General features: G+C 35.6%; 31 protein-coding genes. All 31 read right to left on the reverse strand.

Annotated features, from left to right (window positions below; genetic code table 11):
* Positions 1 to 25: 25 nt before the first annotated feature.
* Entirely contained in the window at positions 26 to 925 is a 900-nt protein-coding gene (murB, locus tag OL233_RS05590; RefSeq protein ID WP_275471375.1) for a UDP-N-acetylmuramate dehydrogenase, read from the reverse strand.
* 248 nt (positions 926 to 1,173) lie between these two features.
* Positions 1,174 to 1,872 (reverse strand): class C sortase, encoded by a 699-nt coding sequence (locus OL233_RS05595; RefSeq protein ID WP_275471376.1) that lies wholly within the window; start codon positions 1,870 to 1,872, stop codon positions 1,174 to 1,176.
* Positions 1,873 to 1,874: 2 nt separating this feature from the next.
* Positions 1,875 to 2,711, reverse strand: a complete 837-nt coding sequence (locus OL233_RS05600) for a class C sortase (RefSeq protein ID WP_275471377.1) — start codon at positions 2,709 to 2,711, stop codon at positions 1,875 to 1,877.
* Between the two features lie 69 nt (positions 2,712 to 2,780).
* The gene (locus tag OL233_RS05605) at positions 2,781 to 4,469 is read right to left on the reverse strand and encodes a SpaH/EbpB family LPXTG-anchored major pilin (RefSeq protein ID WP_275471378.1); all 1,689 of its coding nucleotides are present in this window, start codon (positions 4,467 to 4,469) and stop codon (positions 2,781 to 2,783) included.
* Entirely contained in the window at positions 4,470 to 8,828 is a 4,359-nt protein-coding gene (locus OL233_RS11415) for a SpaA isopeptide-forming pilin-related protein (protein ID WP_275471379.1), read from the reverse strand. It lies immediately after the preceding gene.
* Between the two features lie 235 nt (positions 8,829 to 9,063).
* A complete protein-coding gene (locus tag OL233_RS05615; protein ID WP_275471380.1) occupies positions 9,064 to 9,537 on the reverse strand; it encodes a helix-turn-helix domain-containing protein in 474 nt (157 codons plus the stop codon).
* Positions 9,538 to 9,574: 37 nt separating this feature from the next.
* A complete protein-coding gene (locus OL233_RS05620) occupies positions 9,575 to 9,928 on the reverse strand; it encodes an AraC family ligand binding domain-containing protein (RefSeq protein ID WP_275471381.1) in 354 nt (117 codons plus the stop codon).
* A gap of 288 nt (positions 9,929 to 10,216) precedes the next feature.
* Complete coding sequence (locus tag OL233_RS05625; RefSeq protein WP_275471458.1) at positions 10,217 to 10,348, reverse strand: hypothetical protein; 132 nt, start codon at positions 10,346 to 10,348, stop codon at positions 10,217 to 10,219.
* A 91-nt stretch (positions 10,349 to 10,439) separates the two neighbouring features.
* Complete coding sequence (rpsI, locus tag OL233_RS05630) at positions 10,440 to 10,832, reverse strand: 30S ribosomal protein S9 (protein ID WP_126831811.1); 393 nt, start codon at positions 10,830 to 10,832, stop codon at positions 10,440 to 10,442.
* Between the two features lie 13 nt (positions 10,833 to 10,845).
* The gene (gene rplM / locus OL233_RS05635; protein WP_302470558.1) at positions 10,846 to 11,274 is read right to left on the reverse strand and encodes a 50S ribosomal protein L13; all 429 of its coding nucleotides are present in this window, start codon (positions 11,272 to 11,274) and stop codon (positions 10,846 to 10,848) included.
* A 162-nt stretch (positions 11,275 to 11,436) separates the two neighbouring features.
* Positions 11,437 to 12,180 carry a tRNA pseudouridine(38-40) synthase TruA gene (gene truA / locus OL233_RS05640; protein ID WP_275471382.1) on the reverse strand — a complete coding sequence of 248 codons (744 nt, stop codon included), beginning with the start codon at positions 12,178 to 12,180 and terminating at the stop codon, positions 11,437 to 11,439.
* 61 nt (positions 12,181 to 12,241) lie between these two features.
* Positions 12,242 to 13,039, reverse strand: coding sequence for an energy-coupling factor transporter transmembrane component T family protein (locus OL233_RS05645; protein WP_275471383.1), 798 nt, complete (start codon positions 13,037 to 13,039; stop codon positions 12,242 to 12,244).
* On the reverse strand, positions 13,039 to 13,914 hold the full coding sequence (locus tag OL233_RS05650) for an energy-coupling factor ABC transporter ATP-binding protein (RefSeq protein WP_275471384.1): 876 nt from the start codon (positions 13,912 to 13,914) through the stop codon (positions 13,039 to 13,041). The genes OL233_RS05645 and OL233_RS05650 overlap by 1 nt, the downstream gene beginning before the upstream one ends.
* Entirely contained in the window at positions 13,890 to 14,729 is an 840-nt protein-coding gene (locus OL233_RS05655) for an energy-coupling factor ABC transporter ATP-binding protein (protein ID WP_275471385.1), read from the reverse strand. The genes OL233_RS05650 and OL233_RS05655 overlap by 25 nt, the downstream gene beginning before the upstream one ends.
* A 378-nt stretch (positions 14,730 to 15,107) precedes the next feature.
* Positions 15,108 to 15,488, reverse strand: coding sequence for a 50S ribosomal protein L17 (gene rplQ / locus OL233_RS05660; protein WP_126831817.1), 381 nt, complete (start codon positions 15,486 to 15,488; stop codon positions 15,108 to 15,110).
* 27 nt (positions 15,489 to 15,515) lie between these two features.
* Positions 15,516 to 16,454: a DNA-directed RNA polymerase subunit alpha gene (locus OL233_RS05665; RefSeq protein ID WP_275471386.1), complete on the reverse strand. Its 939-nt coding sequence runs from the start codon at positions 16,452 to 16,454 to the stop codon at positions 15,516 to 15,518.
* An 81-nt stretch (positions 16,455 to 16,535) separates the two neighbouring features.
* Positions 16,536 to 16,925, reverse strand: coding sequence for a 30S ribosomal protein S11 (rpsK, locus tag OL233_RS05670; RefSeq protein ID WP_126831819.1), 390 nt, complete (start codon positions 16,923 to 16,925; stop codon positions 16,536 to 16,538).
* A gap of 27 nt (positions 16,926 to 16,952) precedes the next feature.
* On the reverse strand, positions 16,953 to 17,318 hold the full coding sequence (gene rpsM / locus OL233_RS05675; protein WP_275471387.1) for a 30S ribosomal protein S13: 366 nt from the start codon (positions 17,316 to 17,318) through the stop codon (positions 16,953 to 16,955).
* An 18-nt stretch (positions 17,319 to 17,336) separates the two neighbouring features.
* Positions 17,337 to 17,450, reverse strand: coding sequence for a 50S ribosomal protein L36 (gene rpmJ, locus OL233_RS05680; RefSeq protein WP_009488082.1), 114 nt, complete (start codon positions 17,448 to 17,450; stop codon positions 17,337 to 17,339).
* Positions 17,451 to 17,482: 32 nt separating this feature from the next.
* Positions 17,483 to 17,701: a translation initiation factor IF-1 gene (gene infA / locus OL233_RS05685; RefSeq protein ID WP_126779078.1), complete on the reverse strand. Its 219-nt coding sequence runs from the start codon at positions 17,699 to 17,701 to the stop codon at positions 17,483 to 17,485.
* A gap of 205 nt (positions 17,702 to 17,906) precedes the next feature.
* On the reverse strand, positions 17,907 to 18,557 hold the full coding sequence (locus OL233_RS05690) for an adenylate kinase (RefSeq protein ID WP_275471388.1): 651 nt from the start codon (positions 18,555 to 18,557) through the stop codon (positions 17,907 to 17,909).
* A 57-nt stretch (positions 18,558 to 18,614) separates the two neighbouring features.
* Complete coding sequence (secY, locus tag OL233_RS05695) at positions 18,615 to 19,919, reverse strand: preprotein translocase subunit SecY (RefSeq protein ID WP_275471389.1); 1,305 nt, start codon at positions 19,917 to 19,919, stop codon at positions 18,615 to 18,617.
* Entirely contained in the window at positions 19,919 to 20,359 is a 441-nt protein-coding gene (gene rplO, locus OL233_RS05700) for a 50S ribosomal protein L15 (RefSeq protein ID WP_126831823.1), read from the reverse strand. Before rplO ends, secY begins: the two co-directional genes overlap by 1 nt.
* 36 nt (positions 20,360 to 20,395) lie before the next feature.
* Positions 20,396 to 20,575 carry a 50S ribosomal protein L30 gene (rpmD, locus tag OL233_RS05705; RefSeq protein WP_126831824.1) on the reverse strand — a complete coding sequence of 60 codons (180 nt, stop codon included), beginning with the start codon at positions 20,573 to 20,575 and terminating at the stop codon, positions 20,396 to 20,398.
* A gap of 13 nt (positions 20,576 to 20,588) precedes the next feature.
* Positions 20,589 to 21,089 carry a 30S ribosomal protein S5 gene (rpsE, locus tag OL233_RS05710; RefSeq protein WP_126831825.1) on the reverse strand — a complete coding sequence of 167 codons (501 nt, stop codon included), beginning with the start codon at positions 21,087 to 21,089 and terminating at the stop codon, positions 20,589 to 20,591.
* Positions 21,090 to 21,109: 20 nt separating this feature from the next.
* Positions 21,110 to 21,466, reverse strand: coding sequence for a 50S ribosomal protein L18 (gene rplR, locus OL233_RS05715; protein WP_126831826.1), 357 nt, complete (start codon positions 21,464 to 21,466; stop codon positions 21,110 to 21,112).
* 88 nt (positions 21,467 to 21,554) lie between these two features.
* On the reverse strand, positions 21,555 to 22,091 hold the full coding sequence (gene rplF, locus OL233_RS05720) for a 50S ribosomal protein L6 (protein WP_275471390.1): 537 nt from the start codon (positions 22,089 to 22,091) through the stop codon (positions 21,555 to 21,557).
* Between the two features lie 29 nt (positions 22,092 to 22,120).
* Positions 22,121 to 22,519 carry a 30S ribosomal protein S8 gene (gene rpsH / locus OL233_RS05725; protein ID WP_126831828.1) on the reverse strand — a complete coding sequence of 133 codons (399 nt, stop codon included), beginning with the start codon at positions 22,517 to 22,519 and terminating at the stop codon, positions 22,121 to 22,123.
* Between the two features lie 33 nt (positions 22,520 to 22,552).
* On the reverse strand, positions 22,553 to 22,738 hold the full coding sequence (locus OL233_RS05730; protein ID WP_010052071.1) for a type Z 30S ribosomal protein S14: 186 nt from the start codon (positions 22,736 to 22,738) through the stop codon (positions 22,553 to 22,555).
* 18 nt (positions 22,739 to 22,756) lie between these two features.
* A complete protein-coding gene (rplE, locus tag OL233_RS05735) occupies positions 22,757 to 23,296 on the reverse strand; it encodes a 50S ribosomal protein L5 (protein ID WP_126831829.1) in 540 nt (179 codons plus the stop codon).
* A gap of 27 nt (positions 23,297 to 23,323) precedes the next feature.
* Positions 23,324 to 23,635: a 50S ribosomal protein L24 gene (gene rplX / locus OL233_RS05740; RefSeq protein WP_126831830.1), complete on the reverse strand. Its 312-nt coding sequence runs from the start codon at positions 23,633 to 23,635 to the stop codon at positions 23,324 to 23,326.
* Between the last annotated feature and the right edge of the window lie 13 nt (positions 23,636 to 23,648).

Genomic DNA, 23,648 nt, shown 5'->3' on the forward strand with positions numbered 1-23,648 from the left:
AATGCTCGCCAGTGGCGAGCATTTTTTATTGTCTTCCAATAATTCTAACTTCTGTTTCTAATACAACATCAAATTTTTCTAAAATGACTTTTTGAATATGTTTGATCAACTCAACATAATCTGTCGCCGTAGCATTATCAATGTTAACAATAAAACCAGCATGTTTTGTTGAAATCTGAGCTCCGCCCCATTTCAACCCTTGTAACTCAGCATCTTGAATTAACTTCCCAGTAAAGTGACCCTCTGGACGTTTAAAGACACTGCCACATGATGGGTATTCTAACGGTTGTTTTGATTCTCTTAATTCAGTTAACTCAGCCATACGCATACCGATAACCTCTTTATCTCCCTCTGCTAAAGCAAAGCGAACTGAAATAACAACTCCAGATTTTTCTTGTAACTTACTGTGACGGTATGAAAAATGAAGTGCCTCATTATCTAAAGTTTCAAATGTCCCATCTTCCCAAACAACATCTACAGATTTCACAACATTAGCAACTTCTCCATCGTAAGCACCTGCGTTCATGTAAATTGCGCCACCTATGCTTCCAGGAATACCACAAGCAAATTCTAAACCTGTTAAAGTATTATCGAAAGCAAATTTAGCTGTTTCAACTAACTTAGCTCCCGCTTCAACAACAAGCTCCGTTCCTTCAACAGACATCTCAGCCATATCAGCTAACATCATGACCACACCAGCAATTCCTTTTTCGCGTACAATCAAATTACTAGCATTTCCAAGTACCATGAATGGAATAGCTTCTTGATTACAATAATCAACCATTTCTTTTACTTCAATTGTATTTTTAGGAAAAGCAAGTACATCTGCAGGCCCACCCGTTTTCGTAAACGTGTAATTAGATAACGGTTCATCAAATAATAATCTCATGTTTGGCAAATCAGCCATAATTTTAGTTTTATTCACAATAACAGTTCCTTTCAGTATCATATGTCTTGTATATTCTATCACGCAATGGCTTACGCTGACTAGTAATAGATTAAAATTTAATCATTCTCTAAATACTTATCCACAGTCCATTCATTTACCTTTCCACTTACTTATCCACCGAAAAACAGAGAGTTATCCACATTTTTGTGGATAACTCTCTGTTTTTCGGTGGATAACTCTTTAAATCGACATTTTTTCTCACAATTAACAGTGTATAACTTCTTTTAATAGAAAATACGCTCCCCCTGTATTAGTAAGCGCTGTGCATTTGAACCATATGGATGACATGTAATTAGTGTTGCTAAATCTTTTCCCTTTTGTATTTCTAACATCTCTGTATTAGAGGGATGAATGATAACTTTCCCTATTACTTGATAGGTTAATGTTTTCGCACGTGTATGGATATAAAAATGATCCCCATTCTCTAACCTATCCACATGTTGAAAAATTTCTTGCGTCCAAGAGCCTCTGTGCCCTGCTATAACCGTATGCGTACTCTTTCCACCTATCGGAAGCGAGGAACCCCCAACATGTCCAACACCTTCATACAGTGCCTCATCTGAAACACTTAAATATAAAGGAACAACTAGATTTAGCTTAGGAATCTCGACCATTCCAAATGCTTCACCTTCATCAAGATTTAAAATTTCTTTCAAACTCTTCAAATTCTCTTTATTTTCCTCAAATGGATCGGTGATTTCCATTCCTGCTTTCTTTAATTCTAAATCATACGTCTCTATTTTACGTTTGACTTCTTCTAGCTTAGATTTAGACTCTGGTTTAACTAACTCATTTGTTTCAGCTTTAAACTCTTTAAACATTTTATTATTTTCATGAGTATAATAGGTTCTAACTCCATGAGGAAATAATAAAAGTACCAAACCTGCTAAAAAAATCAACGCTATTATTACTTTTTTAGTCATGCTTAATTACCTCGACGTTTCTTTTTTAAATACTTTATGACAAAATAGAAAACACTTATAATACCTATTAAAAAGACCGATAAAATACACCATTTTATATAAGTTAGCTTCTTAGTATTGTAGTTGCTTACTTTTACTTCAGGGGCTGCTTTTTCATAAGAGACTCTCTCACCTGTCACTAAAAGACGATGGGTATTAATCATATACGGTTCACATGTTAGTAAAGTCACTTGTTCTTTATTCGGCTCTTGAATCAACCAATCTGTCTCATCTGGTAAGACAATTTTCTCTGTTGTAATTTCATATGCATAGGTTTTATCCAACACATGAATAAAAAATTTATCGCCTTTTTTCAACTTATCTAAGTCTCTGAATAATTTAGCTGATGGCAAGCCCCGATGACCAGTCAAAACACTATGTGTTCCCTTGCCACCAATTGGTAAGGCTGAATTTTCCATGTGCCCAACACCTCTACTTAGTACTTCTTCAGATGTCCCATGATAAATAGGCAATGTCATATCAATTTTAGGAATCTCTAAGGTCGCCATAACCTCACCTATATTAAGTGCATCATAGTAACTCTTATTTTTAGTTTTTGTAGGCTTTTTTTCAAATGGGTCAACAAAGTCTATTCTTTCATCTTTTACTTTCTGATTATAGCGTTCGGCTTCCTCTGTTAAGTCTTTTTTCTTCTTAGAGGTAAGTAACTCGACGCTCTTATCATATGTCTTTACCTCTTTAATATGAGTCGTTGTCGACACATAATTCGCTAAAAAAGGGTAGCTAAAAATAAGAAAGCCACATACAAATACTCCGATAATTAATAGTTTCTTTTTCACGTTATTACCTGCCTTAGATAAATTAAAAGAATTCTAATCAGCTAGCTGATTAGAATTCTTTTATCTTGATTAATTTGTTTCTTTTTTACGTCTTGTTACCATTACCATTGCCACTAACATTAACCCTAAACCTGAAGCTGTAAATAGGATTGTTCCCATTCCGCCTGTTGTTGGTAAGTGCCAACCTGATTTTGAGTTTTCAACTGTTACTTCTTTATCCATTACTTTATCCACAACTGTTACTTCAACTGGTTTTGTTAATAGACGGTATGATTTAACTTCACCATCTTCAGTTTTATAGGTAGGTGCTTTTGTTTCATGTAAGTAATAAACACCTGGTGTTAGACCAGTAATTTTGATTTCACCTTTATCACTAGTCACTAAGTTAGCTAATACACCATTATGCGCAGCATCATTAACATTAATAATTGTTCCTTTCGCATCAACAACATTTTTTCCTTCTTTATCTGTTGTTAATTTAAATTCTGCACCTGCTAATTTAACTGACTTATCTGATTTATCCACTTTAACTACTTTAATACCACCTTCTTTAGGTGTTACTGTTACTGGCGGTGTTGTTGGTGGTGTTGTTGGATCTGAGAAACCACCTTTTTTATTATCAAATGTTAAACTTGCTGTATTTGGAATACCTGTTTCATCTGGAGCTAATTTTGCATCTGGTTTAATTGTTGAAGCAAATGTAATAACGATATCTGAGTTTGGTGTTAAATTAGAAAAGTCTTTAACTGACCATACTAATGTTTGACCTTCTTGTTTAAAGTCAATATTCTCTTTCTCAGTTCCTTTAACACCCCAAGTACCTGCATAAGTTAAACGATTGTCTAGTGTATCTGTTACACCTAACGTTTTATATTCTTTAATATTTCCAGGAACCTCAATAGTTAAGTTATAAACGTATTCTTTACTACGATCAACTTCATATTCTTTTACATCTTCTACATCTTTTTTGATTGTCGGAACTTTGTAGTTTGTTACTCGACCTTCTTCAGTTACAAACCCTTCAATAGGTTTCCAGCTTACTGTATTTTGTTTACCTTTTTCTACTTCAAAGACAATTTTATCATTGTTTAAAACTAAACCTTCTAATGTTTTAGATTCAACGAAATAATACGTACCTTGAGCTAACCCTGTAACTTTAATTTGACCCTCTTCATTTGTTGTTAGTGTTTCAATTTTTTCATCTTTTGAATTATATAAATCAAACTCAACACCTGCTAACACTTTCCCATCTTCCCCAACTTTAGTTAGCGTTGCATCCCCACGGATAATTTCATTTTTAGGAAATAATTTAACATCATAGTTAAGCTCTGTTCCTGCTTCATTTGTCATTGGAACATCAATTGTATAAATACGTTCATCACGAATAACGTGATCTGGTGCTGATACTTCTTTCACTTCATAACGGCCTAATTCTAAACCTTCTGCTTTAGTTAAGACAATTTGACCTTTTTCATCTGTTGTACCAGATAATTTCTTATCGCCTTCAAATACTTCCCATGAATCTTTTTCTTCATTGTATTTGTGGGTCATCGTTAAGTCATACGTAACACCTGCTAATGGGATATCTTTCCCCTCTTTACCTGAGTCTTTACCTTCTTGTTCATATTTCGTAATCGTTACTTTAGGATTTGTTACATCGCCTTTTACCTCATACGCTTGAGCTAATGTCGGGAAAATAATCGCTGCTACAAAGTTAATAGCAAGGAATAATCCCATTAATTTACCTTTAAGTTTCATTTACTTCACTCCTCTTTTCTTTTTAGTTGTTACCATATAAAGACTACCTACCATTAATAAACCACCAACGGCATAAAATACTAACGTCCCCATGCCACCTGTATTAGGTAAATAAGTTTTATTCTTAGTATTTTTAACTGTTAACTTAATGTTTGTTTCTTTTTCTGTAATTTCAAAAGCAATAGGTTTACTTAAAATCTTATAACCTGATGGTGCTTTCGTTTCAATCAATTGATAGCTACCTAATGCCAAGTCAGCTAATTTCGCCTCCCCTTTTGCATCGGTAACAAGTTTCCCTACTGATTTACCATCCTTCGTCTTCACTTCAAATTCAGCTCCTGCTAAATGAATGGTTTGCCCTTCTTCACCTAGCTCATCTGATATTTTTGTGATTACTAAATTACCTTTAACTAATGGTGGAATGACCTTCACTTCATTAGATGGTTTTGGCTTATCATTAAGGATTAATTCAGCTTGATTAGGTACGCCACCTTTTTTAATAAATGGCAGTAATTGTTCATCTGTTGCATCTTTCGAAATAGTTGATTTAATAATCAGACGGTATGTGTCATTTGCTAAGTAAGAAAAATTGCCATTCTTCTTATTCAAATCAAATCGCACCAAGTTCGTTTTGTGAACGACTGTCAACTTACCGTTTGCCGTCATATCTTGATTCTTTTTATTTACAACCTTCACATCTTTAATCATCAATACCTTGTTAAGCTGATCTGACAATTGAACCTTATTCCATTCGCCTGAATAATTTCCAAAATCATAATCTACTTCCCATGTAAATTCTTCATCTCTATTTTTAAGTTCTAATGGATTTTTACTACCATTCACTGTTTTTGAAACAACTGGTTCTTTTATAGCATAATTCATATAAACGCCTACTCGCAGAGGTTCAACAGGTTGACCCTCATCTGTCGCAACAGCAAATGAGTTATAAGCAGCTCTTTCCATAGGTTCAACTTTGCTATTTAACAAGGTTCTATTAGATACTTCACCTTGATTTGGTGCTGTCATAGAGAATAAAATATCCATGTTAACACCTTTAATCCAAGTTTTATTCGGTAATAATTCAATCTTGAAGGAATTGATTTTGCTCCAATCTTTAATATCACTTTGTTTCTTCCAATTTGGACTTTGAGCCCCAGTTGGATTCGTTAACTTCGGCGTATATTTTGGATACTTCGTTTGACGAATCAAATCATCGCGTTTGGGATTTTTGGATTCACTATAAAAAACAGATACTTTATTTTTCCATGCTGTAGGTAATGTAACTGGTCCCTTTAGTTTCAAACCAAATTTAGAGCCACGAGCTACATTATCTGTGATACCTAGGTCACCTACTGATGGTAAAACATCAATTAAGGTCATAGACGATAAATCTTTACCTGTTGTGTTTGTCATATGTAATTTATAGTCGACGTTACCACCTGGTACAGTTTTAGCCATTTTAGACCAGTTTTCACCTGGACCTTTAACAAATTTTTCTGTTTGAATATCATATTTCCCAACAATCGAATATAAATTTGCTGACTTCACTCGTGGTTGAGTCCCTTTTTTGCCATCTTTATTTAAATCATCTCCATCTTTCTGAAGAACAGTGTTCGTTAATACACTACCATTAACTTTCGGAACACTCAGTGAAGCATCCCCAGAAAAACCATAGACATCAAACAATAATGAATTCGGTGCATTTTTGTCAATCGTTACATCTAATGTTGACCTGAAGTTGCCACCAATATTCATTCTGCTTTCTGGCCATCTTACTTTCACTAATTGACGCCCACTATTATTATAGTTCGCACTGACTACAGTGTACGTTCCCTTAACCGTTTCGCCATCATTACCCTTATAAATTACATTTGGAGTTTTATTTACAGTTACACCAATCGGTAATAAAACTAAGGCTTCAATTGGTTTGTTAACTTTAACTGCTGAACTTTTATCTGTTTTAAAAATAACATTCATTTTATTTTGACCAGGAGACACAATATTTCCATCATTCTTGCTCAAAGATACACCAATTTCAACAATTGGAGCTAAACTTTTAGGTCTAGGAACCACTGTCGCATGACGATGACCTGAAAGATTCTTATCACCTGTATAAAGTTCTGAGAACTGATTACTATAATTAAAATCACGATATGTCCCCGGTGTATACTTCTCCTTAGGCTTTTTACCCTGGTGATTATATGTTGAAGAACCCGTCATGTTAAATTTATTTTCAACCTTACCTGTAAATCCTTGCTTAACTTCAAACTTATAACTTGCTCCGTTATTTGAGTTTAACTTAGCCGGTATAGTCCCTTTAAATACAAATGCAACTCTACTCACCCGCATATTATCCTTTAAACCTAATTCTTCACGTGAGTACCATTTGTTTTGAACTGGGCTAATCACCATCTTACTTGCATCCTTTTTAGTTGTCATATTTCTATAGGTGATAATCATGTCATATTTAGGTTTAGGGGATAACGTACCTGGATTTTTACTCTCACCTATTGTCGAAGCCCTCGTCCAATCCCCAGGTGTCCTAACACCTGTTAATATTAAGTTAGGATCAATATCATACATAACTTTAAATTCCCTAAGGTTATGTTCTTTACCATAATAAGAACCCAAAACCCCATGATGAAACATCAATGTTGCGTCATCGTAAACGCTAGGATTTATATCTTTTTTTTGTTTTGGTGAGACCCCACCATTCCCATCTGAAGGCCCCAAATGTGCTGGTACAAGAACAGCTCCATTTATTTTACCCGTATCCGGTTCAGATTCCGTAATTTTAATGCTATGGTTAGCTTTGGCAAGAGGATCTAAACGTTTCCCATCTACAAATGTTGCAGCAACACTAGCATTATTTTTCATCATGGTATTAACCCATTTTTTATTATTCTGAACTAGAAGATTTACTTTTAACTCTGTTTTAAACAGACTACCACTCGTTGCAATTTTTTCTTGTGCTGCTATTGTGGGCGCTTTAAATACCCATCTTATTTTCCCATTAGGAGTACTTGTTGGTTTATTACCAGTAACCATATTTTTAAATGTTAGACCTGCAGGTAATTGGTCTTCAACAACTATATCTGAACCTGGCTTCAGATACATTTGTCCTATTGCTTTCTTAGGAACTGAGACTTTAATTACCCACTCTGTTATACTGCCTGGACTTGGCGGTACTTTTTTTTCAGCCAACGTGGCTTTACTAAATTCCTTACTAATCGAAGCAGATACTGCAGACTTACTTGTTACTAGTGCATTATCCGATTGTGTAGGAAGACCTTTTAAACTCAAATATCCCAGCATTTTAAAATCAGTTCCATTCGGGGTGATACCATTATGAGTATCCACTTCAATAATACGTTCATAAGTACGACCTGATTTTAACTGAGGAAATTTATAGGTTAATGTTTTTTCTTTCAAATTAAAAACAGGTTTAACCCCTTCAATCTCTAATTCTTTTAAAGCTGATGCTGATGCATCGAAGCTTGCATATGTTGATAGAGGTAAATCAATCTTTAAGACGGCATCTTTATAATTGATTTGCGCACCTGTTGTTTTCAGTATCATTCGATACAAAGCTTTTTTTCCTGATTCCACAGTTCTGTGGACTTCATCAATCGCTATATCACGTTGTAGATTATCATTTCTTCCTCCTGCTGCCCCAACTGGTGTAGCAAAAGTTTGTGTGGCTTCTACTGGTTCAATAATTTCTTCAAACACCGGTAGCTTTTCTTCTTTAGCTTCCGATGTAACTGTAACTACTTCGGTTCCTTTAATTTCTGAAGTTTCAGAAATCATATCAGACTCAGCTGTTACCTTTGCCTCTGATGTTTCCTCTTCCATTTCAACAGAAGTTTCAACACCACTGTTTTGAGCCTCTATAGTACTTGTTTCTGTTTCTTGGCTGACAATTGGTAACATTTGATGACTAACTGTTCCAACTGTCTCATTTTCCAGCGATCCTTCTATTTTCACAGTCGCCGCTTGACTCTCAGATTGTTCTAATTCAACATAAAGTACTTCCCATTTATCTTTACCTTCAGGGGTAATATTTATTTCTCTATCTTTTAAAGTTACACCCTCAACAATTGGAACACTTAATTGTCTATCACGATAGACATTTTTAAATTTCCCCTTATCAAGAGTGATCTTTGTTGAATTCAACTCATCTTTAGCCGTAGTCTTGATTTCTAGTATTTTACTTTTTGATCCTGCTATTTCTATTTCGCTTACTACAAACAACTCCGAATTTATTTCCTCGGCAAACACCTCATTCAAACTAAATAGAGGGGTAATATTTGATAGTAGCACCATAAAAACAACTAACATTGACCAAATTTTCTTCACTAACCGCACCTCCTAAAAAAATTAATTTTACAGCTTCCAGACTCCCTCCCCTTTAACGTGTTAAAGCAATAGTTAGATAATTGCTATCTAACAAATATCTTATAAATCAATGAATGAATCCTTATTTATAAGCTTTATAATCTAAGATTACCATTTTAAAAACACAAAAAAAGCCTTTTTGTGTATTAAAAAAGGCTTTTTTATCAACTTTATTAAACTTTTAACAATCATGTGTTTATTTTGTGTTTTTTGAACGGTATCGTTGAGGCGTTTCATTAAACCTATATTTAAAACTTGTTCTAAAAGCTTTCTCACTTGGAAAACCCGTTCGAGAAGAAATCAAACTAATTGGCATGTCCGTATGAATCAAAAGATGATGCGCTTTCTGTACACGCACAGAGTTAACAAATGCCATCAAACTAATATCTAAATTTTCTTTAAATAGCTTTTGTAAAAAACTAATCGAAACATTAAACGTCTCAGCTAAACCTGATGTTGTCAGTTCCTCATGAGAATGCCTTTCAATGTAAGATACTATCTCATGCAATCTTACTCCTTTTCCAGGAATTTGATAGCCAAAATGCGGTGTGTCTGCTTCTAGCATCCAATCCTTAACAAGTAAGAAAATTAATTTATAAGTATATTTTAAAACCTGTAACTTTTTAAAATCATTTTCTTCACTCATCACTGAAAAATAAAGCTTTTCCAAACAATCAGATAAAACCTCACTTTTCTCGCAATCCTTACTAAATAAAGCTGAGGGTTCTGTGATAAAACGTTTGTAAGTATAAATTAGGAATAAGTGATGTCAAAAGCTCATATGAAATAACAAACGTCATTGCATCCAGTTCCTTATCATACTTAGGTACAATACTATGAACTTCAGCAGAGTTAACAACTAGTACCATACCAGGATATGTCTCATAAGTCATTCCTTCAATCTTAATTTCATGATTAGTTCCTGAACGCATATAAAACAGCTCTAAAGAACTGTGCCAATGAGGTACTATCGACCTAGTACTATGATTAGCACTGTGATGTATCCACTTAATCGGAACTTCAATAGTATCATACGTGATTAGTTCATGTTTAACCTTCATTCAAACCTCAAATCCTCTCTATTTGACAAATAAAAATCATGACTTCAAATAAGTCCCCATCTCCTATTTTCAAATTAATTATACTTAAAATCATTTTCAAAAACTAACAACTCACTTTATAAACATTATTAATAAATAATAACAATCGTTTTTAAAACAATTGTTACAGCGCCTCACAATCCTTTCAATAAAGAATCGATTTGAAAAAACTACAACTTTATATTGCCACCTAAATTCTTGTTAATAATTTTAAAAATAAAAAAAGTTATCCACAGTGGATAACTTTTTTTATTTATTATAAATTTTTGGGCCTTTACGCATATTCTTACGATCATTTTTAGGCGTCTCCATTTTTTCAGAACGTCCACCTGATTGCTTATTCTTTATTATTTCTAACATCTTTTCTTTTGAACTCATCATTTATTCCTCTTTTCTCACTTGGCAATATCCATAAAAAAAGACGCTTCGCAACATAGTGCGAAACGTCCGAAAGTTTGTTGTATAAAGTTTCTTAACGTTTTGAGAATTGAGAAGCTTTACGGGCTTTCTTAAGACCTGGTTTTTTACGTTCAACCATACGTGAGTCACGAGTAAGAAGACCAGCTGATTTCAATGGAGCACGGAAATCTGGATCAACGTTTAATAACGCACGAGCGATACCATGACGAGTAGCACCTGATTGTCCTGCATATCCACCACCGTGAACATTTACGAATACGTCATAAGCGCCTTCAGTTGCAGTTGCAGCGAAAGGTTGGTTAATGACAGCGCGTAAGTCAGCATGTGGGATATATTCTTCGATTGCTTTATCATTCATAATGATTTTTCCTGTACCTGGTACTAGACGTACGCGAGCTACAGAGTTTTTACGACGGCCTGTGCCGATATATTGTACTTTAGCCAATGAATTTTCCTCCTTAAATTAAGTTAGTAATATCTAAAACTTCTGGTTGTTGTGCTTGATGTTCATGTTCTGAACCACCATACACATGTAATTTAGATAATTGTTTACGACCTAAAGTATTTTTAGGTAGCATTCCTTTAACAGATGTTTCGATTAAACGACGTGAGTTTTTGTCACGTAATTCACCAGCTGAAACTGATTTTAAACCACCTGGGTACATGCTGTGACGGTAATACATTTTGTCTGAAGCTTTGTTCCCTGTTAATTTAATTTTGTCTGCATTGATTACGATTACGAAATCACCAGTATCCACATGAGGTGTGAATGTTGGTTTGTTTTTTCCACGTAGAATAGATGCTACTACTGCTGATAAGCGTCCCATTGGGATATCAGTAGCGTCCACTACGTACCATTTACGTTCTACTTCGCCAGCTTTGGCCATATATGTTGTACGCACGTTTGTTTCCTCCAATTTATAGTTCTGTTTTTGTTTGACACAATAAGTTTCCGGGGCTCATCGTGGGGCAAACAATACCATCTATCATGATATAGCTTAATTAGTTAATTGTCAATAAGTTAAGAAAATAAACTGAAAATATTTCTGTTATTTATACCTTACTTCCATCAAATATAACCCCTCTGGATGTGCAGTTGGGCCTGCAAGGTTGCGATCTCTATTTTCAATAATTGTTGTTATTTGCTCTACTGGCATACGATTATTACCAATTTTAAGCAAAGTGCCTACCATAATACGCACCATTTTATATAAAAAGCCATTGCCAGAAAACACAAAACGTAGTTGGGTCTCGCTAACTTGCTCTACTTTCGCCTCGTAAACTGTTCTAACTTTATCTTCAATCTCTGTTCCAGTTGCACAAAAACCTGAAAAATCATGTTTACCTAATAATAATTCTGCCGCTTCTTGCATTTTTTCAATATCTAAATCGTACGGAAAAAAAGCTGCATAACGCCTTGAAAACGGACTACGAGGGCGTCCTATATCAACATAAAAATGATAAGTTTTCCCTTTTGCAAGATACCTTGCATGAAACTCATCATCAACTAATTCTACCGACTTAACCGCAATATCTTCAGGTGACTGCGTATCAAATGCATGTCGTAATTTCTCTTCATCTCGCTCCTGAGGCATGTCAAAATGAATCACTTGTCCTTCAGCATGCACACCTGAATCAGTCCGTCCCGACCCATGTATCGGGACATGAACACCATTATTAAACTTAGTTAACGTTTTTTCTAACTCCTGTTGAACAGTTTTGCCATTATCTTGTGTCTGAAATCCACAATAATCTGTCCCATCATAAGCAATCACCGCTTTATATCTCGGCATATCATTTCCTCCTCTAAAAAAGCAGCTCTCTATTGAAAAGAGAGCTGCTAAGATAATCTAATTAGTAGCGTAAATAGACTAGTGCAACGGTAACCAGTGCAAAAACAATAACTACCATCGTATCTTTCATATACCACTTTAACTGTCTATACTTACTCCTACCTTCTCCACCTTGATATCCTCGCGCCTCCATTGCAATAGCTAGATCTTCCGCTCGATTAAAACTACTTACAAATAAAGGAATCAACAGCGGCACAATAGCTTTCATTTTTTGTGCTAAATTACCTTCTCCAAAATCAACACCACGAGCTCTTTGTGCATTCATAATCTTCTCCGTCTCATCCATTAATGTTGGAACAAATCTTAAGGCAATTGACAGCATCAAGGAAACTTCATGTGCAGGGAACTTAACTACTTTAAGTGGTCTCAATAAGTATTCAATAGCATCAGACAAGGCCAACGGCGCTGTTGTTAACGTCAATAATGTTGACATAAAAATAATCAGTACAAAACGACTAAAAATAAAGGCTCCATTTCTTAAGCCTAACTCCGTCAGAGATATAATACCAAATTCAAAGTAAACTGTCCCACCCTTTGTAAACAGAACCTGGAGAATCACAGTAAATAAAATCAACCAAATCAAAGGCTTAACCCCTCTGATAAAAAACTTTATACTCACTTTAGACAATAAAATCATTCCTAAAGTAAAAACCAACATAAAGGCATAGCTTTGAAAATTATTACATAGAAAAATTATGCCTATGAAATAAAAACTGGCTAATAGCTTTGCCCTTGGATCAAGACGATGAATAATCGATTCACCAGGAATATAACGACCAAATATTAATTTTTCAAGCATTAGCTGTCACCTACTTTCTGACTTTCTGACAGCTGTTTCGTTAACACAACAGCCAATTCCTTTGTAGTCAAAGGTAACGTTTCAAACTTAAACCCTTTTTCTTTTAATTTTAAAGAAAATTCTGTTGCGGTTGGAACGCCCAATTGTTTTTCACGTAACCAATCTACATCAGAGAAGACAGACTTAGGTTCACCCTTTTTGACAACAGTTCCTTTTTCCAAAACAACAACATAATTAGCATAATTGACAACGTCATCCATAACATGTGTCACTAATACAACGGTAATTCCTTTTTCCTTATGTAAACGATCAAACATTTCAAGCATCTCAAGCCTACCTTGAGGATCTAATCCTGCAGTAGGTTCATCTAAGACTAATACAGAAGGTTCCATCGCTAAAACACCTGCGATTGCTACACGCCTCATTTGTCCACCAGACAATTCAAAGGGAGACTTGTCCTTATATGTCTCATCCAGACCCACAAGCTCTAAAACCTCGTCTACAACCTTCTCACATGCCTCTTCACTTACACCAAAGTTTTTAGGGCCAAATGAAATATCCTTAGCAACTGTTTCTTCAAACAACTGTGCTTCAGGAAACTGAAAAACAATCCCTACCTCTTTACGAATTGGCTTTAGATTTTTATTATTAGTTTCATTTGTTATAACTCTGTCACCAATAGTAACTTGCCCGTCCGTTGGTTTAACTAAAGCATTCAAATGCTGTAATAAAGTAGACTTACCACTTCCTGTATGACCGACAATAGCAGTATAACTGCCTTCTATAATATCTAAATTAATATCATATAATGCTTTATATTCAAAAGGGGTATGCGGCTGATAGGTATAAGCTACTTTTTCAAACTTGATGTCCATAACCAATCCACCATCCTTTCGTCAGTCATATAGTTCTTCGGAACCTCTAAACCAAATCCTTTAAGTTCCTTCTTCAATTTTTCTGGAAATGGAACATCTAAGCCCATGCTCACTAATTTATCACCCGCTGCAAATATTTCTTCTGGAGTGCCTTCTTGTATCATTTCACCTTTTTTCATGACTAATACTCTATTAGCATGGGCAGCCTCATCAATATCATGTGTAATAGAAATAACCGTCAGATTCTTTTCTTCTTTTAATTGTTTGATAGTCGAAATAACCTCTAACCTGCCCTTAGGATCTAACATACTGGTAGCTTCATCTAGTATAATAACATCTGGTCTTAAAGCAACAACACCTGCAATTGCTACACGTTGCTTTTGCCCACCAGATAATCGTGCGGGTTCTTTTGTTTTAAATTCAGTCATCCTCACCCTATCTAAAGCATCAGAAACTCTAACCAACATATCTTCACGAGGTACTCCTTGATTTTCCAAACCAAATGCAACATCATCTTCAACAGTTGAACCTACAAATTGATTATCAGGATTTTGAAAAACCATCCCAACACGTTTTCTAATATCCCAAACAGCTTCTTCCGATAAAGGGACCTCTCCTACAGTGACTTCACCACTACTAGGTAATATTAGACCATTAATTGTCTTTGCTAAAGTTGATTTTCCAGAACCATTATGACCAATAATAGCTATCCATTCTCCTTCATAAATATCAAAAGAAACATTATCTAAAGCAAGACTCTCATCCTCTTCTTGATAGCTAAAACAAACATTTTTCAATTCTATGATTGGTTTCATCTCGTTACCTCTCTTAACCAGATTTCTAAAAAATAAATAAAAAAATAAAGCTAACAATATATGGTTAGCTTTTTATATACTGCACACCATACTTTAACACGTATAACAGTAACAAATAATGTACCTTGATTCAAGGAATCAAGCCTTATTTTATTTATATATACAGATTCAAATGATTCCCTTAACTTCATTTCATTTAAAATAAAGTATTTTTTTCTACTTACGACAAGTCGTAAGTAGAAAAAAACACTTTATGATGAGTGCATACTCCCTAGTAATACAACTAGGGAGATGCCACGAGCTAGACTCGGAAGTAAACTTCCAACATCATAACACTCTAAGTGAATCATCTATAAAGTGATGGTATAGCTATTGAATTTAAACTAGTTCTAAAACAACCATTTGTGCTGCATCGCCGCGACGTGGTTCTGTTTTTAAAATACGAGTATAACCACCATTACGTTCTGCATAACGAGGTGCGATATCACTAAATAATTTTTGTAATGCAGTTTCAACTACAATACCTTCATTCTCTTCACGAACATCAGCAACTTCGTTTCTTACGAAAGCAGCGGCTTGACGACGAGCATGTAGATCGCCACGTTTACCTAATGTAATCATTTTTTCAGCAGTAGAACGAACTTCTTTAGCACGAGCTTCAGTCGTTACGATTCTTTCGTTGATGATTAAATCAGTCGTTAAATCACGCAACATAGCTTTACGTTGGCTGCTAGTGCGTCCTAATTTACGATAACTCACGTTAGTTTCCCTCCTTTTAAGAAAGTATTAATCGTCCAAACGTAATCCCAATCCTAAATCATGAAGCTTATTTTTAACTTCTTCAAGTGATTTACGACCTAAATTACGAACTTTGATCATTTCTGGTTCAGATTTATCAGTTAATTCTTGAACGGTATTAATACCGGCACGTTTCAAACAGTTGTATGAACGTACAGACAAGTCTAACTCTTCGATAGTCATTTCTAACATTTTTTCTTTTTGAGTTTCTTCTTTTTCTACCATGATTTCAGCATGTTTAGCTTCATCAGTTAAGTTAACGAAAATATCCAAATGCTCAGTTAGAATTTTAGCTGCTAGACTAATAGCCTCTTGAGGCATAATAGAACCATCTGTCCAAACGTCTAATGTTAATTTGTCAAAATCGTCTCTACGTCCTACACGAGTGTTTTCTACTTGGTAGTTAACACGACGGATTGGAGTGTAGATAGAATCAACAGGGAGTACACCAATAGGCATATCTTCCTTTTTATTTTCATCAGCTTGAACATATCCACGACCTGGCTTAACTGTTAGACGCGCACGGAAAGTGGCACCTTCAGCAACACTACAAATATGTAAATCTTTATTCAAGATTTCAACATCGCTATCCGTTAAGATATCGCCTGCTGTTACATTTGCTGGACCTGTAATATCAATTTCAAGTGATTTTTCTTCTTCAGCATACAGTTTTAATGCTAAACCTTTAATATTTAAGATGATTTGAGTTACATCTTCTCTAACACCATCGATGGTAGAGAATTCATGTAATACACCTTCAATTTGTAAGGTAGTAATTGCTGCACCTGGTAAAGAAGATAATAATATACGACGAAGTGAGTTACCTAAAGTTGTACCATAACCACGTTCAAGCGGTTCGATAACAAATTTACCATAATCACGATTTTCATCAATTTTTGTAATTCTTGGTTTTTCAAATTCAATCATTCTTATCTATACCCCTTTCAAAACGAAAAGTGTCTTGTTCAATGACGTTCTTAAGTTCACACTCAAAATGAAAGACTCTCATTAAACACGACGGCGTTTTGGAGGGCGGCATCCATTATGCGGAACTGGAGTGACGTCACGAATTGCTGTCACTTCTAATCCTGTTGCTTGTAATGAACGAATAGCTGCTTCACGTCCTGAACCAGGTCCTTTAACTGTTACATCAACAGTTTTTAAACCATGTTCCATTGCAACTTTAGTTGCTGCTTCTGCTGCCATTTGAGCTGCAAAAGGAGTTGATTTTTTACTACCTCTGAAACCTAAGGCTCCAGCTGATGACCAAGAAATAGCATTTCCATGCACATCTGTAATCATAACAATTGTATTATTGAAAGTAGAATGGATATGTGCAATTCCAGATTCAATATTCTTTTTCACACGGCGTTTTCTGCTAACTTTTTTTGCTACCATGAAGATCTAACCTCCTTCACTTTTAAATTATTTTTTCTTACCAGCGATAGAACGAGCTGGGCCTTTACGAGTTCTTGCATTGTTTTTCGTGTTTTGTCCACGTGTTGGTAAACCACGACGGTGACGGATACCACGGTATGAACCGATTTCCATCAAACGTTTGATATTCAAGTTTGTTTCGCGACGTAAGTCACCTTCAACTTTTAATGTATCCACTTCTGCACGGATTTTATCTAATTGATCATTCGTTAATTCACGAACACGAATATCTTCAGATACTCCAGCAGTCTCTAAGACTTTTTGCGCAGTTGTTTTTCCAATACCATAGATATATGTTAATGAAATAACGATGCGTTTGTCACGAGGGATATCTACTCCTGCAATACGAGCCATTTATGCTACACCTCCTAATTATCCTTGACGTTGTTTATGTTTTGGATTTTCGCAAATAACCATAACGCGTCCCTTACGACGAATTACTTTACATTTTTCGCAAATTGGTTTTACTGATGGTCTTACTTTCATGATTATACCTCCTTGAATTTTACGGAGTACAATTATTTAAAGCGATAAGTAATGCGACCGCGAGTTAAATCATACGGTGATAATTCAACAGTCACTTTATCTCCTGGAAGGATACGGATATAGTGCATTCTGATTTTCCCAGAAACGTGCGCTAAAATCTCATGTCCATTCTCAAGTTCTACTTTAAACATTGCATTCGGCAAAGTTTCGACGACTGTACCTTCAATTTCAATCACATCTTCTTTCGCCATACATAGTACCTCCTTATACTTGTTTCGCATTTTCACACGATAGAATCGGTGGAATTCATCATTCACACCTAAAACACCTCAACCTAATTATTATAGCATAAGTTTCAGCTGTTTAAAAGTTAGCTGAGAGATTTTAGATCTAATCTTAAGACTAGAGCAAACAATTATGTCACAAGAATAATAGATACTCTCTAAGCTTAGAATATTAGATACCATCAATGATTGATTTTACATCTCCAAAGACAGCACTAATTTCGCGATTTCCATCGATTGTGTGCAATAGATTACTGTCATTATAGAAGTCTAAAATTGGTTGACTACCTGTTATATTAACAGATAAACGATTTTTGACTGTTTCAGGCTTATCATCTTCGCGTTGGTAGAAGTTATGTCCACCACAACGGTCACATGTTCCTTCAACTTTAGGTGCATTATTCACTTTATGATAAGTAGCACCACAATCGCAGCAAATAAAGCGACCTGCCAAACGTTCAATCAGAACTTCCGGCTCAACATGAATGTTGATAACAGCATCAATTTTTTTGTCTAAACTTTTCAGAATTTCTTCCAAAGCATTTGTTTGTTCGATAGTACGTGGGAAACCATCTAATAAGAAACCTGAATTAGTATCAGATTCCGCTAAACGATCTCTTACAATACCATTTGTTACTTCGTCCGGAACTAATGCCCCTTTATCTATATAGGATTTAGCTTCTAGACCCAAGGCTGTCTCATTCTTCATCGCGTCTCTAAACATATCTCCAGTAGAGATATGTGGAATGCCATAAGCATCGATAATGCGTTCAGCTTGAGTTCCTTTACCAGCACCTGGTAGCCCCATAATAATCAAATTCATATGATTTCCTCCTATAAGTTCGAGTCAGTGCTGAGGAAAAACCTCAACACAAATCTCTTACTTGACGATAAATCCAGTATACTGACGTTTCATTAGTAAACCTTCTAATTGTTTAGTTGTTTCAAGTGCAACACCTATTGCAATCAAAAGACTAGTCCCACCTAAACCTATTGATTTAGGTAAATCCCAAACATTTTGAGCAACAATTGGAAGAATCGCTACAGCAGCAAGGAAAATAGATCCTACTGTGCTAAGACGTAATAATAGAGAAGAAATATATTCTTCCGTCCCTTTACCAGGTCTAACACTTGGAATGTAACTTCCTTGTTTTTGTAAGTTTTCTGCCACTTTTTCAGGGTTAACTTGTACAAACGCATAAAAGAAAGTAAATGCAACGATTAGTACAGTATAGAATATTCCACCAGGAATGGTTGAATAATTAAATAATTGAGACAACACTTTAAACCATTGTTGATCTCCTTTAGTGCTTGCAAATAATTGCATAATAGCACTTGGTGTTGAGATAAGTGAACTAGCAAAGATTACTGGAATAACTCCAGCTGCATTTACTTTTAACGGTAAATAGCTACTTTGAGGTGCACCTGCAACACGCTTTGTATATTGAATAGATATTTTACGTTCAGCTTGTTGAACATAAGTAACAAATGTAACTATCAAAAGAATTGATACAAGTAATGCAATAATAAACAATACAGATTTCCAAATATCTGATTTATCGACATTTACAAAATAATCTTCATAAATACCTTTAATACCAGATGGTAATCTAGAAATGATACCTGCAAAGATAATCATTGATACTCCATTACCAATACCCTTATCAGTTATTTGTTCACCCATCCAAGTAACAAACATTGTTCCTGCTGTTAAAATAATACCAATTGTAATGAAAGTCATAGCATTTGGCTTTTCAACAAAATTAAAACCTGACGCACTAAACTGATTGAAACCAGCAGTTATAGCAATAGATTGGATAAATCCAAGAACTAATGTTAAATAACGTGTAGCTTGATTCAATTTACGACGACCGACCTCACCTTGTTTAGACCACTCTACAAATCTCGGTACAATGTCCATTTGTAACAGCTGAATGACAATAGAAGCTGTAATATATGGAGAAACACCCATTGCGAACAACGAGAAATTTTCCATAGCACTACCACTTACCGTATTCATCATCGTGAACAACGGATTCTCACTTAATTTTGCTAAAGCACGTGCATCTACACCTGGAACGGTGATATGGGCACCTACTCTAAAAGCAAGTAAGATGAATAATGTGAAAAAAATCTTCTTTCGAATATCTTTAACCTTAAAACCATCTTTCAATAGTCCTAACATTAGATCACCTCGATTGAACCACCGGCAGCTTCAATAGCAGCTTGTGCAGACTTAGAGCATTTAGCAGCTTTCACTGTTAATTTCTTAGTCAATTCACCTTTAGCTAATACTTTAATACCTGCTTTTTCATCTTTGATAATTCCAGATTCAACAAGTAATGCTGGTGTTACTTCTGTTCCATCTTCGAATTTGTTTAATGTGTCTAAGTTGACAATTGCAAATTCTTTACGGTTAATGTTTGTAAAGCCGCGTTTTGGTAAACGTTGGAATAACGGTGTTTGACCACCCTCAAATCCTAAACGTACGCCACCACCTGAACGAGATTTTTGACCTTTTTGTCCACGTCCTGCTGTTTTACCATTACCAGATGAAGTTCCGCGACCTACGCGATTACGTACGTGTCTTGAACCTTCTGAAGGTTTTAACTCATGAAGTTTCATTTATTTGGCACCTCCTCTTTTAGTAATTCAAAAAAATTAAACTTCTTCAACGTCCACTAAATGTGAAACAGTATTGATCATACCTTTAATTGCAACATTATCAGGCTTAACCACTGAGCTGTTAGTTTTTTTCAAACCTAAAGCTTTAACTGTATCTTTTTGGTTTTGAGGACGTCCGATAACGCTACGTTTTAAAGTAATTTTTAAATCAGCCATTATTATGTCCCCCTTATCCTAAAATTTCTTCTACAGTTTTACCACGTAATTCAGCAACTTCTTCAGCACGTTTTAAACGAGCCAAACCTTCTACAGTTGCACGAATCACATTGATAGGTGTGTTAGAACCTAATGATTTACTAGTTACGTCAGCTACACCAGCTAATTCTAATACAGAACGAACTGGACCACCAGCGGCAACCCCAGCACCGGGAACAGCAGGTTTCATCATGATACGTCCACCGCTATAACTTCCGATTACTTCATGAGGGATTGTTGAACCAACCATTGGTACTTCAATTAAGTTTTTCTTAGCATCTTCAATAGCTTTGCGGATTGCTTCTGGAACTTCTTGAGCTTTACCAGTACCAAATCCTACGTGACCGTTTCTGTCACCAACCACAACTAAAGCAGCAAAACGTAGACGACGTCCACCTTTAACAACTTTTGTTACACGGTTGATCGCAACAACGCGGTCTTCTAATTCCAAACCTTTTGGATCAATATAAACCATGAATGGTGTTCCTCCTTCTACTAAAATTCAAGTCCGTTTTCACGCGCTGCTTCTGCTAATGCTGCAACACGTCCGTGATATAAGTATCCACCACGGTCGAAAACTACTTCTTTAATTCCTTTTTCAGTTGCTTTTTTAGCGATTGAACCGCCAACAGCTGAAGCTAATTCCGTTTTGTTTCCACCTGAAATATCTTTATCTAAGGTAGAGGCACTTGCTAGCGTCACACCCGCTACGTCATCAATTAATTGCGCGTAGATGTTTTTGTTAGAACGAAAAACGTTCAAGCGTGGGCACTCAGCAGTACCAGAGATTTTCGCACGTACGCGACCATGTCTTTTTAAGCGTACTTTATTTTTATCTGGTTTTGAAATCACAATTGTCACCTCTTAATATAATGTATAAATAAAGTTGATGAGGAATCTTACTTGTTTTAAACGAAGTATGATTAACCTCTATCATCTATTATTTACCTGTTTTACCTTCTTTACGTCTTACAAATTCACCTTCGTAGCGAATTCCTTTACCTTTATACGGCTCAGGAGGACGTACTCCACGAATGTTAGCTGCTAATTCGCCAACGTGTTCTTTGTTAGCACCTTTAACAATAACTTTAGTGTTTGCAGGAACTTCAATTGTTACGCCTTCTGGAGCAACAAACTCAACTGGATGTGAAAATCCAACGTTAAGTACAAGTTTTGAACCTTGTAATTGTGCACGGTAACCAACCCCGATAAGTTCTAAAGCTTTTTCAAACCCTTCACTTACACCAACAACCATGTTGTTGAAGTTGGCACGCATTGTTCCGTGTAATGCACGGTTTTCTTTATTGTCGTTCGGACGAGCAAATGTCACTTCGTTACCTTCGATGTTCATAGTAATGTTACTTACAAAAGTACGAGTTAATTCACCTTTAGGCCCTTTAACTGTTACGTCATTTCCATTTTGTGTTACTGTAACACCTGCAGGAATAATGACTACTTTATTACCAATACGGCTCACTCAAGACACCTCCTTCTAATTTGTTTCAATTACCACACGTATGCGATAACTTCTCCACCAATATTACGTTCTCTTGCTTCTTTGTCAGTAATAACACCTTCAGAAGTTGAGATGATAGCGATACCTAAACCATTTAAAACTTTAGGTACTTCATCAGCTTTAACATAAGCACGTAAACCTGGTTTAGAGATACGTTTTAAGTTTGTGATAACACGCTCTTCATTTTTACCGTATTTCAAGAATACGCGAATGATGCCTTGTTTATCATCTTCAATTTTTTCTACGTCGCGAATGAAACCTTCACGTTTCAAGATTTCAGCGATATCAAATTTAATTTTTGAAGCAGGCACTTCTAACATTTCATGCTTAACCATGTTGGCATTACGCACGCGAGTTAGAAAATCTGCGATTGGATCTGTCATGACCATTGAACTATTTACCTCCTTTATGCGGGTTTTTTGTTACCAGCTAGCTTTCTTCACGCCGGGAATTTGTCCTTTATAGGCAAGTTCGCGGAAGCAAATACGGCAAAGTTTAAATTTACGATAAACTGAATGTGGACGGCCACAACGTTCGCAACGTGTATAAGCTTGTGTTGAGAATTTTGCTGGACGTTTGTTTTTAGCAATCATTGATTTTTTAGCCAAGTAGTTCGCCTCCTTTAATTATTTTTGGAATGGCATTCCAAGTTGAGTTAATAATTCACGTGATTCTTCATCTGTGTTAGCAGTTGTAACAACAACGATGTCCATACCACGTACTTTATCTACCAAATCGTAATCGATTTCTGGGAAGATTAATTGTTCTTTAACACCCATAGTATAGTTACCACGGCCATCAAATGACTTATTACTTACACCATGGAAGTCACGTACACGAGGTAGAGAAACTGTTACTAGTTTGTCTAAGAATTCGTACATTCTTTCGCCACGTAAAGTTACTTTACAGCCGATAGGCATACCTTCACGTAGACGGAAACCAGCGATAGATTTTCTAGCTTTTGTAATTACTGGTTTTTGACCAGAAATTTTAGTTAACTCTTCTACGGCTTTATCTAAGTTTTTAACGTTAGTTACAGCATCACCAACACCCATGTTGATAACAATCTTTTCAACTTTTGGTGTTTGCATAACTGATGTGTAATTAAATTTCTCCATTAATGACGGAGTGATTTCTTTAACATATTTTTCTTTTAGGCGGTTCATTCTGTAGGTCCCTCCTTCCGTTCTTTACTACTTATCTAATACTTCACCTGTGCGCTTAGAAACACGTACTTTTTTACCATCGATCTCTTTATAACCTACTCTTGTTGGTTCTCCGTTTGATGGGTCAATGACCATCACGTTAGAAACATGAATAGATGCTTCTGTTTCGACGATGCCTCCTTGCGGAGCTGCAGCGCTAGGCTTTTGATGTTTTTTAATCATGTTAACACCTTCAACGATAACACGATCGTTTTTAGGAAACGCAGTTAATACTACGCCTTCTTTGTTTTTGTCTTTACCAGTGATAACTTTAACTTTATCGCCTTTTTTAACAAACATATTGTTTCGCACC

This window comes from Vagococcus proximus, assembly GCF_029143285.1.
Taxonomy (GTDB): Bacteria; Bacillota; Bacilli; order Lactobacillales; family Vagococcaceae; genus Vagococcus_D; species Vagococcus_D proximus.

Bases quoted from the DNA above. Each gene is read 5' to 3' on its own strand.
- infA (WP_126779078.1), bottom strand. From the start codon at position 17,701: ATGGCGAAAGAAGATGTGATTGAAATTGAAGGTACAGTCGTCGAAACT.
- OL233_RS05595 (WP_275471376.1), bottom strand. From the start codon at position 1,872: ATGACTAAAAAAGTAATAATAGCGTTGATTTTTTTAGCAGGTTTGGTA.
- rpmJ (WP_009488082.1), bottom strand. From the start codon at position 17,450: ATGAAAGTAAGACCATCAGTAAAACCAATTTGCGAAAAATGTAAAGTA.
- rpsM (WP_275471387.1), bottom strand. From the start codon at position 17,318: ATGGCTCGTATTGCAGGAGTAGATATCCCTCGTGACAAACGCATCGTT.
- OL233_RS05645 (WP_275471383.1), bottom strand. From the start codon at position 13,039: ATGCTTGAAAAATTAATATTTGGTCGTTATATTCCTGGTGAATCGATT.
- OL233_RS05655 (WP_275471385.1), bottom strand. From the start codon at position 14,729: ATGAAACCAATCATAGAATTGAAAAATGTTTGTTTTAGCTATCAAGAA.
- OL233_RS05665 (WP_275471386.1), bottom strand. From the start codon at position 16,454: ATGATTGAATTTGAAAAACCAAGAATTACAAAAATTGATGAAAATCGT.
- OL233_RS05620 (WP_275471381.1), bottom strand. From the start codon at position 9,928: ATGAAGGTTAAACATGAACTAATCACGTATGATACTATTGAAGTTCCG.
- rplX (WP_126831830.1), bottom strand. From the start codon at position 23,635: ATGTTTGTTAAAAAAGGCGATAAAGTTAAAGTTATCACTGGTAAAGAC.
- OL233_RS05690 (WP_275471388.1), bottom strand. From the start codon at position 18,557: ATGAATTTGATTATTATGGGGCTACCAGGTGCTGGTAAAGGAACTCAA.
- rpmD (WP_126831824.1), bottom strand. From the start codon at position 20,575: ATGGCTGATTTAAAAATTACTTTAAAACGTAGCGTTATCGGACGTCCT.
- secY (WP_275471389.1), bottom strand. From the start codon at position 19,919: ATGTTAGGACTATTGAAAGATGGTTTTAAGGTTAAAGATATTCGAAAG.
- OL233_RS05650 (WP_275471384.1), bottom strand. From the start codon at position 13,914: ATGGACATCAAGTTTGAAAAAGTAGCTTATACCTATCAGCCGCATACC.
- truA (WP_275471382.1), bottom strand. From the start codon at position 12,180: ATGCCGAGATATAAAGCGGTGATTGCTTATGATGGGACAGATTATTGT.
- OL233_RS05625 (WP_275471458.1), bottom strand. From the start codon at position 10,348: ATGATGAGTTCAAAAGAAAAGATGTTAGAAATAATAAAGAATAAGCAA.
- rplM (WP_302470558.1), bottom strand. From the start codon at position 11,274: ATGGCCAAAGCTGGCGAAGTAGAACGTAAATGGTACGTAGTGGACGCT.
- rplE (WP_126831829.1), bottom strand. From the start codon at position 23,296: ATGAACCGCCTAAAAGAAAAATATGTTAAAGAAATCACTCCGTCATTA.
- rpsH (WP_126831828.1), bottom strand. From the start codon at position 22,519: ATGGTCATGACAGATCCAATCGCAGATTTTCTAACTCGCGTGCGTAAT.
- rplO (WP_126831823.1), bottom strand. From the start codon at position 20,359: ATGAAACTTCATGAGTTAAAACCTTCAGAAGGTTCAAGACACGTACGT.
- rpsK (WP_126831819.1), bottom strand. From the start codon at position 16,925: ATGGTAGCAAAAAAAGTTAGCAGAAAACGCCGTGTGAAAAAGAATATT.
- rpsE (WP_126831825.1), bottom strand. From the start codon at position 21,089: ATGGTTTATATTGATCCAAAAGGTTTGGAATTAGAAGACCGCGTTGTT.
- OL233_RS05605 (WP_275471378.1), bottom strand. From the start codon at position 4,469: ATGAAACTTAAAGGTAAATTAATGGGATTATTCCTTGCTATTAACTTT.